This is a genomic window from Streptosporangium sp. NBC_01469, from assembly GCF_036227305.1.
Classification (GTDB): Bacteria; Actinomycetota; Actinomycetes; order Streptosporangiales; family Streptosporangiaceae; genus Streptosporangium.
This window is the reverse complement of sequence record NZ_CP109465.1, coordinates 10,748,924-10,762,419: the sequence shown is the minus strand read 5'-3', so window position 1 is coordinate 10,762,419 and position 13,496 is coordinate 10,748,924. Positions and strand designations below refer to the sequence as shown.

General features: G+C 69.7%; 14 protein-coding genes. 4 read left to right on the top strand and 10 right to left on the bottom strand.

Going from position 1 to position 13,496, the window contains the following annotated elements; genetic code table 11:
* Positions 1-305 precede the first annotated feature (305 nt).
* The gene (locus tag OG587_RS46895; protein ID WP_329085623.1) at positions 306-743 is read right to left on the bottom strand and encodes a nuclear transport factor 2 family protein; all 438 of its coding nucleotides are present in this window, start codon (positions 741-743) and stop codon (positions 306-308) included.
* A gap of 222 nt (positions 744-965) precedes the next feature.
* Between OG587_RS46895 and OG587_RS46890 the strand changes: the two genes are divergently transcribed.
* Positions 966-1,577, top strand: a complete 612-nt coding sequence (locus OG587_RS46890) for a TetR/AcrR family transcriptional regulator (RefSeq protein ID WP_329085622.1) — start codon at positions 966-968, stop codon at positions 1,575-1,577.
* 72 nt (positions 1,578-1,649) lie between these two features.
* Here OG587_RS46890 and OG587_RS46885 read toward each other — a convergent pair whose 3' ends face one another.
* Positions 1,650-2,117 carry an Lrp/AsnC family transcriptional regulator gene (locus OG587_RS46885; protein WP_329085621.1) on the bottom strand — a complete coding sequence of 156 codons (468 nt, stop codon included), beginning with the start codon at positions 2,115-2,117 and terminating at the stop codon, positions 1,650-1,652.
* 131 nt (positions 2,118-2,248) lie between these two features.
* Here OG587_RS46885 and OG587_RS46880 point away from each other — a divergent pair, with 131 nt between their 5' ends.
* Positions 2,249-3,136, top strand: a complete 888-nt coding sequence (locus OG587_RS46880; RefSeq protein ID WP_329085620.1) for a phenylalanine 4-monooxygenase — start codon at positions 2,249-2,251, stop codon at positions 3,134-3,136.
* Positions 3,137-3,291: 155 nt separating this feature from the next.
* Positions 3,292-4,281 carry a serine hydrolase gene (locus tag OG587_RS46875; RefSeq protein WP_329085619.1) on the top strand — a complete coding sequence of 330 codons (990 nt, stop codon included), beginning with the start codon at positions 3,292-3,294 and terminating at the stop codon, positions 4,279-4,281.
* A 65-nt stretch (positions 4,282-4,346) separates the two neighbouring features.
* Here the strand turns inward: OG587_RS46875 and OG587_RS46870 are convergent, their stop codons facing one another.
* The 6 genes from OG587_RS46870 to hisN all read right to left on the bottom strand — a co-directional run bounded on the left by OG587_RS46870 (position 4,347) and on the right by hisN (position 10,119).
* Positions 4,347-5,066: a response regulator transcription factor gene (locus OG587_RS46870; RefSeq protein WP_329085618.1), complete on the bottom strand. Its 720-nt coding sequence runs from the start codon at positions 5,064-5,066 to the stop codon at positions 4,347-4,349.
* 19 nt (positions 5,067-5,085) lie between these two features.
* Positions 5,086-5,940 carry a phosphate ABC transporter ATP-binding protein PstB gene (gene pstB / locus OG587_RS46865; protein ID WP_386267919.1) on the bottom strand — a complete coding sequence of 285 codons (855 nt, stop codon included), beginning with the start codon at positions 5,938-5,940 and terminating at the stop codon, positions 5,086-5,088.
* Positions 5,941-5,948: 8 nt separating this feature from the next.
* Positions 5,949-6,839 (bottom strand): phosphate ABC transporter permease PstA, encoded by an 891-nt coding sequence (gene pstA, locus OG587_RS46860; protein ID WP_329085617.1) that lies wholly within the window; start codon positions 6,837-6,839, stop codon positions 5,949-5,951.
* The gene (pstC, locus tag OG587_RS46855) at positions 6,839-7,780 is read right to left on the bottom strand and encodes a phosphate ABC transporter permease subunit PstC (RefSeq protein ID WP_329085616.1); all 942 of its coding nucleotides are present in this window, start codon (positions 7,778-7,780) and stop codon (positions 6,839-6,841) included. Before pstC ends, pstA begins: the two co-directional genes overlap by 1 nt.
* A complete protein-coding gene (locus OG587_RS46850) occupies positions 7,780-8,787 on the bottom strand; it encodes a PstS family phosphate ABC transporter substrate-binding protein (protein ID WP_329085615.1) in 1,008 nt (335 codons plus the stop codon). Before OG587_RS46850 ends, pstC begins: the two co-directional genes overlap by 1 nt.
* 528 nt (positions 8,788-9,315) lie before the next feature.
* Positions 9,316-10,119, bottom strand: a complete 804-nt coding sequence (gene hisN / locus OG587_RS46845) for a histidinol-phosphatase (protein WP_329085614.1) — start codon at positions 10,117-10,119, stop codon at positions 9,316-9,318.
* A gap of 139 nt (positions 10,120-10,258) precedes the next feature.
* Here hisN and OG587_RS46840 point away from each other — a divergent pair, with 139 nt between their 5' ends.
* Complete coding sequence (locus OG587_RS46840; protein WP_329085613.1) at positions 10,259-10,702, top strand: DUF4442 domain-containing protein; 444 nt, start codon at positions 10,259-10,261, stop codon at positions 10,700-10,702.
* A gap of 219 nt (positions 10,703-10,921) precedes the next feature.
* On the opposite strand, the gene rsgA is transcribed toward OG587_RS46840, so the two are convergent.
* A complete protein-coding gene (gene rsgA, locus OG587_RS46835) occupies positions 10,922-11,980 on the bottom strand; it encodes a ribosome small subunit-dependent GTPase A (RefSeq protein ID WP_329094235.1) in 1,059 nt (352 codons plus the stop codon).
* Between the two features lie 67 nt (positions 11,981-12,047).
* On the bottom strand, positions 12,048-13,325 hold the full coding sequence (gene aroA, locus OG587_RS46830) for a 3-phosphoshikimate 1-carboxyvinyltransferase (protein WP_329085612.1): 1,278 nt from the start codon (positions 13,323-13,325) through the stop codon (positions 12,048-12,050).
* Positions 13,326-13,496: the final 171 nt, after the last annotated feature.

The following is a 13,496-nucleotide window of genomic DNA, read 5'->3' as shown; positions in this document are numbered from 1 at the left end:
TTTCGTGCTTTCCGGGCCTCCTTTTTTCGCGTCTTTCCCGGGCCTCTCCGGTCCTGGTCCTGGGTTCTTCTCGGGCCCGTTCACGCCGTCCCGGAGCCCCTGTTCCGGGCTTTTCCGCGCGCCTGTTCACCTTCTTTTGGTGCCCTCTGTCCCGGGTTCTTCCCGGGCTTTTCCGCGCTGTCCGGGGCGCCCCTGTTTCCCCGGGCCTTTGGCGTGCCGACCCCTGTTTCCCGCAGCGTTCCAGACTCCCGGACTTCCAGAGCCTCCGGCGATGGGCGTCCTTCTCCCTATTCCGGAGGCGTTCGTCAGGCTCGCTCCGACTGCCCCATGATTTCGATCATGGCCAGGGTGTTCTGGTATTCCCTCCAGTTGACGATCTTCCCGTCCCGCACCCTGAGGACCCCGATGAAGGGGGAGGAGGCCTGCCGGCCGGTGGCCAGGACCCTCCCGGCGAGCTCGTACTCGACGACGATGACCTCGGGGTCGGCGGTCTCGTGAACGACCACGTTGCGGATCTCGTCCAAGGCGAACCGCCGGGCGAAGGCGGCCTGTTCGGGGCCGCTGAAGAGCAGGAACGCCTCCTTGCCCTCGTGCCGCTTGGCCCTGCCCGGAGGGGCGAAGGGGACCTCGATGACGGCGTCCTCGGCCAGCTCGCTCCCGAAGCCGCCGAGGTTCTCAAGCAAGTGTCGCCGCAGGCGCTCGAAGATCTCGCGAGGGCCGGGGGCGACGGTGGACTCGGTCATGGTGGATCCCTTCGTGACGGACGCTAAGATGAGTGGAAACTCATCTTTATAATCGTGAGTGGAGACTCACTTTGTCAACGCCGTATCTCGCGGACGGAGCGGACGAAGCGGACGGAGACGCCGTACGTACTTCCTTCGCGGGTACGGGGACGCCGTACTTCGCGGGCGCAGACCGTCCCGAGGGCGCAGGCGGGGACGACGGAAACAGGGAAGGCCGGCTGGATGATCACCACGAATCCTTCATCGGGCGAGACGGGCGATCCCGGTGGCGCCAGGCCGTTGCGTGCGGACGCCCAGCGCAACCGGGAGCGCATCCTCGCCGCGGCAGAGGCCGTCTTCGCGGAGAAGGGCCCCTCGGCGTCGACCGAGGAGGTCGCCGCCCGCGCGGGGGTGGCCATCGGCACGGTCTTCAAGCACTTCCCGACCAAGCAGGCCCTGCTGCAGGCCATCATGAAGGGCCTGCTGGGCAGGCTGGACGGGGAGATGGCCGAGCTCGCCGCCGAGGAGGCTCCCGGGGAGGCGCTGTTCACCTTCATCACCCGCATGGTCGAGCAGGCGGCGCGGAAGAGAACCGTCGTCGGCCTCCTGGCCGAGACGGGTGTCGATCTCCAGGTCGCGAGTTCGGTGCGGATGTTGCGCGATGGGATCGGGACGCTCCTCGCCCGCTCCCAGGAGGCAGGTACGGTCCGTGACGACGTCCGTCTCGACGAGGTGATCGCCCTGCTCACCGGCATCTGTCAGGGGGCCCTCCACGCGGGCTGGGACGGCGACCTGCGGCGACGTACGCTGGCCATCGTCTTCGCCGGTCTCCGGGCGCCTGAGGCCCGCCAATGACCCATGTCATCGACCCGGCCGCGGAGGGCCGGTCGCGGGCCGGTCACGAGGACGACCCGCCGTGATCCGGGGTCAGGCGCCGGAGGCGGCGCGGAGCAGGGGCTCGATCCGGTAGGGGATCTGGATGGAGAGGGCGATCGTGGTGTCCGTCCGCTGGACCGCCGGAGAGGCCAGGATGCGGGCGATGATCTCCTGGAGGTCGGGGGTGCTGCGGGCGACCACGCGGCAGAGCAGGTCGGCCTGGCCGCTGGTGCCGTACACCTCCAGGATCTCGGGAAGGGACTCCAGGGCCCGTACGGCCTCGTCCAGGCGGCCCTGGGCGATCTGCAGCGAGACGAACGCCAGGATCGGGTATCCGGCGCCCTCAGGGGTGACGGTGGGACCGAAGTCGGCGATGACGCCGCGGGCGATCAGCTTCTCGACGCGGGCCTGCACGGTGCCCCGGGCCACGCCCAGCAGGCGGGCCAGCTCGGTCAGGCCGACGCGCGGATTGGCGCGCATGGTGACCAGGAGGCGGCCGTCCAGCTCGTCGATCGACATCTCCCAGGGGTCCCGTCAGATTGGGCGATTCGACCAGCATAGACGAGGTGTGACCATACGTTTCTATGCGGATCGCCCAGTACAACTGGCTGCTCTTGCCAACGTTTCCGGATATTGCTGTCATTTCATCTATGTTCGAGGAAGCACAGTACTTCGCACCGGTGGCGACCCGTGACGACGGCTCGATCGAGGTCGAGCTCGGCGCCGGTCATCCCGGTTTCGCCGACCCGGTCTATCGTGCACGCCGCAACGCGATCGCCGCGCTCGCCGTGGGGTATGTGCCCGGCACGCCGATCCCGACGGCCGAGTACACCGGCCAGGAGCACGAGGTGTGGGCCCTGGTCAGCCGGGAGCTGGGCCTGAAACACCGCAGATACGCGACCGCCGAGTATCTGCGCGCGGCCGAGCGGCTCGGGTTGCCCGCCGAGCGCATCCCGCAGCTTCAGGAGGTCAGCGAGCTGCTGGAGCCGCTGACCGGGTTCCGCTACGTCCCGGCCGCGGGGCTGGTGCCGCTCAGGGAGTTCTACGGCGTCCTGGCGGACGGGCTCTTCCACTCCACGCAGTACATCCGGCACCACTCCACGCCGCTGTACACGCCGGAGCCCGACGTGATCCACGAGGTGATCGGGCACGCCAACGCGCTGGCCTCCGACCGCTACTCGCGGCTCTACCGCCTGGCGGGGGCGGCGGCCCGGCGGGTCGAGGGCAAGGAGGCGCTCGAGTTCATCTCGAAGATCTTCTGGTTCACGATGGAGTTCGGCGTGATGACGGACCAGGGCGAGCTGCGGGCGTACGGCGCGGGCATCCTGTCCTCGTACGGGGAGATCGAGGAGTTCCGGGGGATGGATATCCGTCCGCTGGACATCGCAGCCATGGGCACCACGCACTACGACATCACGAAATATCAGGACGTACTCTTCCGGGCGGAGTCGCTGGAGCACCTCGAGGACATCGTCGGGGACTTCTGGGCGACCTGCGATGACGAGGTCATCACCCGGCTAATCGCGGACGTTCGCTAAGGGCGGGCATCGGTTCGGCGGGATGTTCTATAGCGCACGCCCTATTTCCGGCTAGATTTCGCTTGATCGTCTTATTGTTACGTGTAGTGGGATATATCCCGATCGTCACGTAATGGGGGAGACGGTTGGGGTGGATGATGGGAGCAAGGAATCGGGTGGCCGTGGCCGCCGCCCTGCTGTTCATCGCGCAGGCCACCGCCTGCAGCACGTGTCAGGGCCTGACGCCGGTGAGCATGCCGACACCGTCCCCCTCGCGGCAGGCGGCACCGGTCGTTCCGGCGTCCGGCGCTGCCCCTCCCGCGCCGTTCCTGGCGGTGGTCCCGGCGCCTGTCTTCCCCGGCGCCGGGGCGCCCCGCGCCTCCGGAGGGGTGGCCGCCCGCCCGCGGAGGATTTTCTCCAAGGAGCTCAGTCGCAGCCTCGACGTGTTCCTGGCCGGATACGGCGGCAGGACCGCCGCCTCGGTGAGCGACCTGGGCACCGGCCGGCGCTACCACTACCACCACACCCTGCAGCTGCCGTCGGCCAACACCTCCAAGGTGAGCATCCTGACGGCACTGCTGCTCGGGACGCGCTGGCACGAGCTCGGTGAGCAGGCCAGGTCCGACGCGAGCGACATGATCCGCTTCAGCGACAACGAGGCGGCCGACCGGTTGTACGAGCGGATCGGGATGAGGCCCGGCCTGGCCAGTGCGAACCGCAGGTTCGGTCTCAGGCGCACCTACACTCCCGGCGGGTGGTGCGCGGCCCAGTACTGCTGGGGCGTCGCACAGACCACCGTGGAGGACCAGATCCGGCTGGTCAAGGCGCTGGCCACCGGTAGGAGCCCGCTGGCGGCCCCGGAGCGCCGCAAGGTGCTCGGGCTGATGGAGAAGGTGACCCCCGAGCAGAAGTGGGGGATCAGCGCGGGGGCGTGCGAGAGCGACCAGGTGTCACTGAAGAACGGCTGGCTGCGGCACGCGGCGAACGGGCGCTGGGCGGTCGCCAGCGCCGGGCTGATCCGCGGGCACGGGCACGACTACGCGGTCGCCGTCCTCACCGAGGACAGCCCGAGCATGGAGACGGGCATCGCCAGGATCGAGGGCGTGACCAAGCGCCTCATGGACGCCTTCAGGGGCGGGCGCGGCTGCGAGGCGACCGCGAACTGAGCGCCGGGTCCGTGAGTCGTTGATCCGCGGGCTCGCGGAACCGCGCGCCCGCGGGGGAGTACGTGTTACGTCGTTCTGTCGACCAGCCGGTAACCCACCCCCCGTACGGTCTGGATCAGCTGGTCCTCGGTGTCGCCCAGGCGGGCACGGAGGCGCTTGACGTGCACCGCGATGGTGTTGGTCGAGGTCGTGTCCGTGGAGTTCCAGACATGCCGCATGATCTGCTCCCGCGTCACCGTGCGGTGCGCGTTGCGCATCAGATAGTGCAGCAACTCGAACTCGCGCAGCGGCAGGTGGATGACCCTGCCGTCGACCCTGACCTGATAGGCGTTGACGTCGAGCTCCACCCTGCCGACCACGAGTGCCCTGCGGGCCCCGGACTCACCGGTGAACGCGGCGTGGATCAGGGGCAGCAACTCGGGCACCCGGTAGGGCCGGGCCACGCACGCGGTGGCTCCGGCCGCCAGCGCCTGGACGGCCTGCTGGGCGTGACCCTCGCCCACGCCGAGCAGGACGGGGATCACCCGCGTCAGCCGTACCGCGCGGACGAACTCCACCGCCCCTATGACCGGCAGCGAGGCGCTGACGAGAACGACGTCGGGTCGGAGCGCCCCGGCCTGCAACAGGGCCTGGGCGCCGTCGGTGACGCCCATGACCTGCACTCCCTCGCGTTCCAGGGCCGCGGCCAGGTCATGGACCATGGCCACCTCCGGATCGGCCACCAGCAGCATGGGCGCCGTCCGTGTGTCCCCGTCCACCTCTGGTGCCGTCTGCGGCTGGATCACCCGCATCCTCCAATATGGGTTAGCCGAAGCGGCCGGTGATGTAATCCTCGGTCCGCTTGTCGCTGGGGTTGGTGAAGATGCGGCTGGTCTCGTCGAACTCCACCAGGCGGCCGTGCCGCACGCCGGCCTCGTCCACCTCGGCGGTGAAGAAGGCCGTGCGGTCCGAGACGCGGGCGGCCTGCTGCATGTTGTGGGTGACGATGACGATCGTGTAATCGCGCGTCAGCTCCTGCATCAGGTCTTCGATCTTGGTGGTCGCGATCGGGTCCAGGGCCGAGCAGGGCTCGTCCATCAGGATGACGTCGGGCTTCACCGCGATCGCCCGCGCGATGCACAGACGCTGCTGCTGTCCGCCGGACAGGGAGAGGGCGTTCTGCTTGATCTTGTCCTTGACCTCGTCCCAGAGCGCCGCCTTGGTCAGCGCCTCCTCGACGATCTCGTCCATGTTGCCCTTGATCCCGTTGACCCGGGGACCGTAGGCGATGTTGTCGTAGATCGACTTGGGGAAGGGGTTCGGCTTCTGGAAGACCATGCCGATCCGGCGCCGGACCTCGATCGGGTCCACGTGGTCGCCGTAAAGATTCTCGTCGTGGTAGAGGATCTCGCCGGCCGCGCGGGCACCGGGGATCAGGTCGTTCATCCGGTTGAAGCAGCGGAGCACGGTGCTCTTGCCGCAGCCGGACGGGCCGATCATGGCCGTGATCTCGCGGTTGCCGATGGTCAGGTTGACCCCGCGCACCGCCTCGTAGTCGCCGTAGAAGACGCTGAGGTTGGAGACGGTGAAGACCGGGTCGAGGGCTTCGATGGTGCGGGGGACTTCGGGGCCGCGCACGTTCACGTTCGGCACGGAAATTCCAATCCCAATCTCGGACATTTCTTACCTCACCAGCGCTTCTGGTAGCGGTTACGGAGCCAGATGGCGACGGAGTTCATCAGGAGCAGGATCGCCAGCAGGATCACGATCGCCGCCGCGGCGAGGATGGCGAACTCCTCCTGGGGGCGGCTGATGAAGCTGTAGATCTGCAGCGGCAGGACGGTGAAGCTGCTCCAGACGCCCTCGGGGTTGAACCGGACCAGCGTCGCGGCACCGAGCATCAGGAACGGGGCGGCCTCGCCGATCGCGCGGGAGAGGGCCAGGATCGAGCCCGTCGCGATGCCCGGGATCGACGCCGGGAGCACCTGGCGGTAGATGGTCTGCCACTGGGTCGCGCCCAGTGCCAGCGAGCCCTCGCGGATCGACGGCGGCACCGCGCGGATGGCCTCGCGGGCGGAGATGATCACGATGGGCAGCACGAGCAGCGAGATGGTGACCGCGCCGGTCATGACGGTGAAGCCGAACTGCAGCCAGCGGGCGATGATGCCCAGGCCGAGGATGCCGTAGACGATCGAGGGAACGGCCGCCAGGTTGGAGATGTTCAGCTCGATCAGCTTGTTGTACCACTTGGTCCTGTCGGCGTACTCCTCGAGGTAGATCGCCGCGAGGATGCCGGTGGGCAGGGCCATGATCGCGGTCAGCCCGATGATCCACAGGGTGCCGAAGATGCCCGACTGGATGCCGGACGTCTCCGGGCGGCGGATCGAGGGCTGGTTCTCCCACAGCATCGAGTTGAGCCGCGGCCAGCCCTCCTCGACGACGTAGACCAGCAGCATGGCCAGGAACAGGAGGGCGATCGCGAGGCTGGCCAGCAGCGCGATGCGGAAGAGGTGTTCCTTGAGGGGGCGCCCCTTGCTGGCCAGTTGCACGGCCGAGCGGGGGGTGGAGAGGATGGCCATCAGTCGTAGACCTCGCGATACTTCTGGACCATGCGGGCGCTGAGGTAGTTCATCGCGAAGGTGATCACGAAGAGCAGGGACCCCACCGCGAAGATGGTCTTGTAGGCGATCGAGCCGACCGAGGCGTCGCCGGAGCCGGCCTGGGCGATGAAGGCCGCCATCGTGGCCATCTCGTTGCCCGGGTAGAGCGTGAAGACGGATTTGAAACCGCCGGCGATCGCGACGATCATCGTCTCGCCCGCGGCCCGGGAGACCGCCAGGATGACGGCGGCGACGATGCCGGAGAACGCGGCGGGGACGACGACGCGCACCGAGGTGAGCATCTTGGAGGCGCCGAGGGCGTACGAGCCCTCGCGCAGGCCGTTCGGCACCGCGGCCATCGAGTCCTCCGACAGCGACGCGACGATCGGGATGATCATCACGCCGACCAGGAGGCCGGCGGCGAGCGCGTTCTTGCCGTCCAGGTCCAGGAAGGGGAGGACGTCCCTCAGCAGCGGGGTGACGAAGGTGAGGGCGAAGAAGCCGAAGACCACCGTCGGGACGCCCGCGAGGACCTCCAGCACCGGCTTGAAGATCTTGCGGGTCCGGTGGGAGGCGTACTCCGACAGGTAGATCGCGGCGGCCAGGCCGAGCGGCACGGCGACCACGATGGCGATCAGAGTGATCTCCACGGTGGCGACGATGAGCGGCCACACGCCGAACGCCGGCGGGTTGAACAGCGGTCCCCAGCTGGTGGAGCCGAAGAACTCACCCAGGCTCACCGAGGCGAAGAACTCGATGGTCGGTTCGAGGAGCGCGATGACGATGCCGATCGTGGTCGCCACCGACACCATCGCCGCGGCCAGGAGAATGGCCTTGATGACGAACTCGCCATAACGCGGGCGCGACCGCGCCAGGGACCCCGGGGCCCCTGGAACGGTCGTGCGGTGCTGAGCCGACATCAGCCGGCGCTCTTCAGCGCGGTGATGTCAGCCTTGAGCTTGGCCTCCTGCTCGGGGTTGAGCGGGATGAACTTCGCGTCCTTGGCGATCGAGTTGATGTTGGCCGCGTAGTAGTCGAGGAAGGCCGCGACCTCGGGCCGCTTCACCGCGGCGGTGGAGGGGTAGACGAACAGCGGGCGGGCGAGCGGGGTGTAGGTGCCGCCCTGGGCCGCCTCGACGCTCGGGGCCACGCAGCCGCTGCCGGAGTCGATCTCGAGGGCCTTCAGCTTGTCGGCGTTCTCCTCGAAGTAGGTGAAGCCGAAGTAGCCCAGGCCGCCCTTGGCGCCCTCGACACCGGTGACGATGTCGTTGTCGTTCTCGCTCGGGCTGTAGTCCTTGCGGCTGGCGCCCTCCTCACCGTTGATCTCGCCGGTGAAGTAGTCGAAGGTGCCGGAGTCGGTGCCGGGGCCGTAGAGCTTGAGCTCCTCGGCCGGGAACTTGGCGTCGACGTCCTTCCAGGTCTTGACCTTGCCCTCGGCCGCCGGCTCCCACATCTTCTTGAGCTGGTCGGTGGTGAGGCAGGTGGCCCAGTCGTTCTCCTTGGGAACCACGACGGTCAGCGCGTCGGTCGCCACCGTGAGCTCGGTGAACTTGATGCCCTTCGCGTCGCAGGCCGCCTTCTCCTCGTCCTTGATCGCACGAGAGGCGTTCGAGATGTCCGTCTCGCCGGCGCAGAACTTCTCGAAGCCGCCGCCGGTGCCCGAGGTACCGACCGGCACCTTCACCTGCGGCTGCTCCTCGCCGAAGAGCTCGGAGGCCGCCTGGGTGAGGGGGGCCACGGTGCTGGAACCGTCGATCTTGATCTCGCCGCTCAGGGCCGCACCGGCACCCGCCTCGGCGGAGGGTGCGGTGGCGGCGGTGGTGCTGCCGTCACTGTTGGGCTTGGCGTCGCCACCACAAGCGGCCGCGAGCGATACGACGAGCGCGGCCGTCGCCACCGCGCTGAGGCGGCGCTGTCCACTGGTCACGGTATGTTCCTTCTCCGTAGTGAGATCCGTTCTCGATGCCTCCGATAAAAGTGGGGCAAAGTGAACGGAAGTGAAACGAGCCATGACCGTGGCCGGAAGAGGTAGGCCCACGGATGTGAATACCCGGACGTTAACGGAAGTTCGACCGCGGTTTCCGGTCCCGCAGGCCCGGTGGGCAGGGCCTTGGGGGTTCCCTGGTCTGGGGATGACCCGGTGGGAGGGCCCTGCCGCCGGAACGTTCCCGTTTCCGGTCACCATCGCGCGGACTTGCCGATCTGTTCATCTTCCCGACATCCGGCGGAAGGTAACGCGGCCGGATCTCCGGCGCGGCCAGGAAGGGAGAGGCGGCGAGCTCTGGGCGGGAAGGCGGCGAGTCTCCAGGTGGGGGCGAGTCCTGAGCGGGAAGGACGGACGAGCTCTGGGAGGGGGCGAGCCTTGAGCTGGGAGGCGGTGAGTCTCCAGGCGGAGGCGAGCCTTGAGCGGGAGGGGGGCGAGCCTCTAGGGGCGAGTCTCCGGGCGGGGCGGGCCCTAGGCGGGAAGGGTGAGCGGCCCGCTGCCGAGGCGTTTGAGGACCTCGCCGTGCAGGGGGCCGTTGCTGCACAGCAGGCTGCCGCCGTTGATGTCGGGAACGCCCGACAGGTCGGTCCAGATGCCGCCGGCCTCCTCGACGATCACGGTCAGCGCCGCGATGTCCCAGGGGGAGAGCTCCGGCTCCGCCGACACGTCGGCCGCGCCCTCGGCGACCAGCATGTGTGACCAGAAGTCGCCGTAGGCACGGTTACGCCAGACGGAACGGTTCAGGTCGAGGAACGCGTCGAGTTTCCCGGCCTCCTCCCAGCCGCCGATGCTGGAGTAGGAGAACGAGGCGTCCTCGAGGCGGGTGACGGAGGAGACCCGGCACCGCGTGGCCTTGGTGAGGCTCTTGCCGGTCCAGGCGCCGCTGTCGCGGGCGGCCCACCAGCGGCGGCCGAGCGCGGGGGCGGAGACCAGGCCCACGACGACGCGGCCCTGGTCCATCAGGGCGATGAGCGTGGCCCAGACGGGCACTCCGCGTACGTAGTTCTTGGTGCCGTCGATCGGGTCGATGATCCACGAGCGCTCGCCACGGCCGCTCGCGCCGAACTCCTCGCCGATGACGGCGTCGCGCGGGCGGGCCCGGCCGAGAGCGGAGCGGATCGCCTCCTCGGTGGCCTGGTCGGCGTCGCTCACCGGTGTGAGGTCGGGTTTGGTCTCCACCCGCAGGTCCATGGACTTGAACCGGCGCATGGTCAGATCGTCGGCCGCGTCGGCCATGACGTGCGCGAGGCGAAGATCGTCGTTGTAACCCGTCACGGGGGGCAACGCTATCGCGTCGACGGCCGAATGGCGGAGATCGGGGAGCAAGCGGAACAATCGTGTCGCGTCCCACCAGGCCGGGATACCGCGTGAAACATCCGTTGGCATCGGTGTTACCCGCGAGTAGCATTCCGGTATGACCTTTGACGTGGGTGACTTCATGCTGCAGAGCGTCCCGTTCGCCAGGACGCTGGGCATCTCGTTCGACAAGGTGGAACCGGGCTTCGCCGTCGCCCGCATGGCCGACCGGGCCGAGCTGCACAACCACGTGGGAGGCCCGCACGCCGGAGCCCTGTTCAGCGTCGCCGAGACGGCCTCCGGCGCCGCGATGCTCTCCACCTTCGGCGACCAGCTGTCACGGGCCACCCCGCTGGCCAAGAGCGCGGCGATCCGCTACCTCAAGCTCGCGAGGGGCGAGGTCGTCGCGGAGGCCCGCCTCCGGGCGTCCAGGGAGGAGGTCGTGGCCACGCTGGACGCGGGAGAGCGCCCGGAGTTCGACGTCGCCGTCGAGATCAGGACGGCCGACGGCACCCTCGTGTCCGAGATGACCGTCGCCTGGGCCTTCCGGCTGAACAGCTGACGCCGTGGCGGACCGCTGAGGCTCCGGAACCGCCGCCGCCCTATCGACGGCGGCGGCGACGGCCACGCGGGCGCCGGCGCGTCGCGACGAACCTCGCGCTCCCGCTCATCCGCTCCGCTCCCCGGTCCGATCATCGAAGCGTCCTGACGACCAGGTCATCGAAGCGTCCTGACGGCCAGGTCGCCGGAACGTCCTGACGACCAGGTCACCGGGGTGTTCTCACGACTGATCGTCGTCGGAGGCGCCCTCACGGCTGGCGAGCAGGCGGCGCAGGGAGGTCAGCCGGGTCGGGTCGGCGTGTCCGGCCGCCACCCAGGCGTCCAGGGCGCACTCGTCGGAGAGGTGGTTACAGCCCTTCGGGCACTGGACGGTGCCCTCGATCAGGTCGGGGAAGCCCGCCAGGACCGTCTCCACCGAGACGTGGGCCAGACCGAAGCTGCGCACCCCCGGGGTGTCGATGATCCAGCCGCTCTCCGGCAGCTCCAGGGCGACGGCCGAGGTGGAGGTGTGCCGGCCCCGGCCGGTCACCGCGTTCACGTGTGAGACGGCCCGGTTGGCGTCCGGCACCAGGGCGTTGACCAGTGTCGACTTGCCCACCCCCGAATGGCCGACGAGCACGCTGATCCGGCCCTTGAGGCGTTCCCGTACCTCTTCCAGGCCGCCCCCCTTCTGGACCACCACGTACGGGACCCCGAGGGGGTCGTACAGCGAGACGAGCTCGTCGGGCGAGGCGAGGTCGGACTTGGTGAGGCAGAGCAGCGGATCGATGTCGGCGTCGAAGGCCGCGACCAGCATCCGGTCGATCATGCGGGGCCGGGGCGGCGGATCGGCCAGTGCCGTCACGATGACGAGCTGGTCGGCGTTGGCGACCACGGGGCGCTCGATGCCGTCGGTGTTGTCGGTGTCGTCGGCGGAGCGGCGGAGCATGGAGGTGCGGGGCTCCACCCGCACGACGCGGGCCAGCGTGTCGGCCATGCCGGAGACGTCGCCCACCAGGGCCACCCGGTCGCCGACCACGATGCCCTTGCGGCCCAGCTCGCGCGCCTTCATGGCGACCACGACCCTGCCGCTCATCGCGGCGCCCTCCGCGTGGTCCTTCTTACGACGGCGGCCCTTCTCGCCCGCCGACTCGACCAGGCACGTGTAGCGCCCGCGGTCGACGGCGACCACGAACGCCGGGATCGCGTCCTCGTGGGCAGGGCGAATCCGGGTCCGGGGCCGGGATCCCTTGCCCGGCCTGACCCTGACGTCGTCCTCGTCGTACTCGCGCTTTCTCAGTTTCTCCGCCTTGTCCGGCCCGGTGTGCCCCCGAGGAGGGCCGCGGGGCCTGCCGGCCGATCGTCCATCACCGCGCGCCGCGCAGCATGCCCGCCCACATGGAGGCGAACTCGGGGAGGGTTTTACCCGTGGTGGCGATGTCCTCCACCTCGACGCCGGGCACGGCCAGCCCGATCACGGCTCCGGCGGTGGCCATCCGGTGGTCGGCGTAGGAGTGGAACACCCCGCCGGTGAGCGGGCGGGGCCTGATCTCCAGACCGTCCTCGGTCTCGTTCGCGTCGCCGCCGAGGCCGTTGATCTCGGCGACCAGGGCGGCCAGCCGGTCGGTCTCGTGCCCGCGGATGTGGGCGACACCGCCGATCCTGCTGGGCGAGCTCGCGAGGGCGGCCAGCGCGGCGATCGTCGGGGTCAGCTCGGCCACGTCGCGCAGGTCCGCCTCGATGCCGGTGATCCGCCCGGTGCCGGTGACCGCCAGCCCCTCGGGCGTGTGCTCCACCGAGGCGCCCATGCCGGCCAGCAGCGTACGGAGCTGGTCACCCGGCTGGGTCGTCCGCGCGGGCCAGTCGGGGATGGTGACCGTGCCGCCGGTCACCATGGCGGCGGACAGGAAGGGGGCCGCGTTGGACAGGTCGGGCTCCACGGTGAAGTCCCTCGCCCCGATGGGGCCTGGCTCGACCCGCCAGACGTCGGGCTCGGAGTCGTCCACCGTGACACCGAACTCGCGGAGCATCTGGACGGTCATCCGGATGTGCGGCTGCGAGGGGATCGGCGGGCCCTCGTGGCGTACCGTCACGCCCTTCTCGAAGCGCGCCCCCGCCAGCAGCAGGCCGGAGAGGAACTGCGACGAGCCGGACGCGTCGAGCCTGACCTCGCCGCCGGCCAGCGGCCCTCTCACCGTGAACGGCAGCGCGTCGCCCGTCACCTCGGCGCCGAGGGCGCGCAGCGCGCGCAGGATCGGGCCCATCGGGCGCTTGCGGGCGTGCGGGTCGCCGTCGAAGAAGACCTCGCCCGCGGCCAGCGCCGCCATCGGCGGCACGAAGCGCATGACCGTGCCCGCCAGCCCCACGTCGATGCGGGCCCCGCCGGTGACGGGACCGGGCGTGATCGCCCAGTCGACGCTGGAGGCGCTCTCGTTGGAGGGGGCCATCGTCGCGCCCAGCGTCCGCAGCGCGTCCGCCATCAGGTCGGCGTCGCGGCTGCGCAGCGCCAGGCGTACCGTGCCGGGTCCGTCGGCCAGCGCGGCGAGCAGCAGCGCGCGGTTGGTCACGGACTTCGACCCGGGCAGGGGGACGGTCGCGTGGACGGGTTCGGTCACGGTCGGTGCGGGCCACAGCGGAGCGGACATGGGCAAAAGCCTACCGGTGCCCGCCCCGCGCCGCCCGTCCGTGCTCCGCGCCGCCCGTCCGTGCTCCGAGCCGCCCGTCCGTGCGCGCCGCCCGTCCGTGCTCCGGAGGGGACAGGGGGCGGGGGGCGGCAAGATCGGAAAACGGGGTTGGGCGCTCCCCGGCGTGGCGTG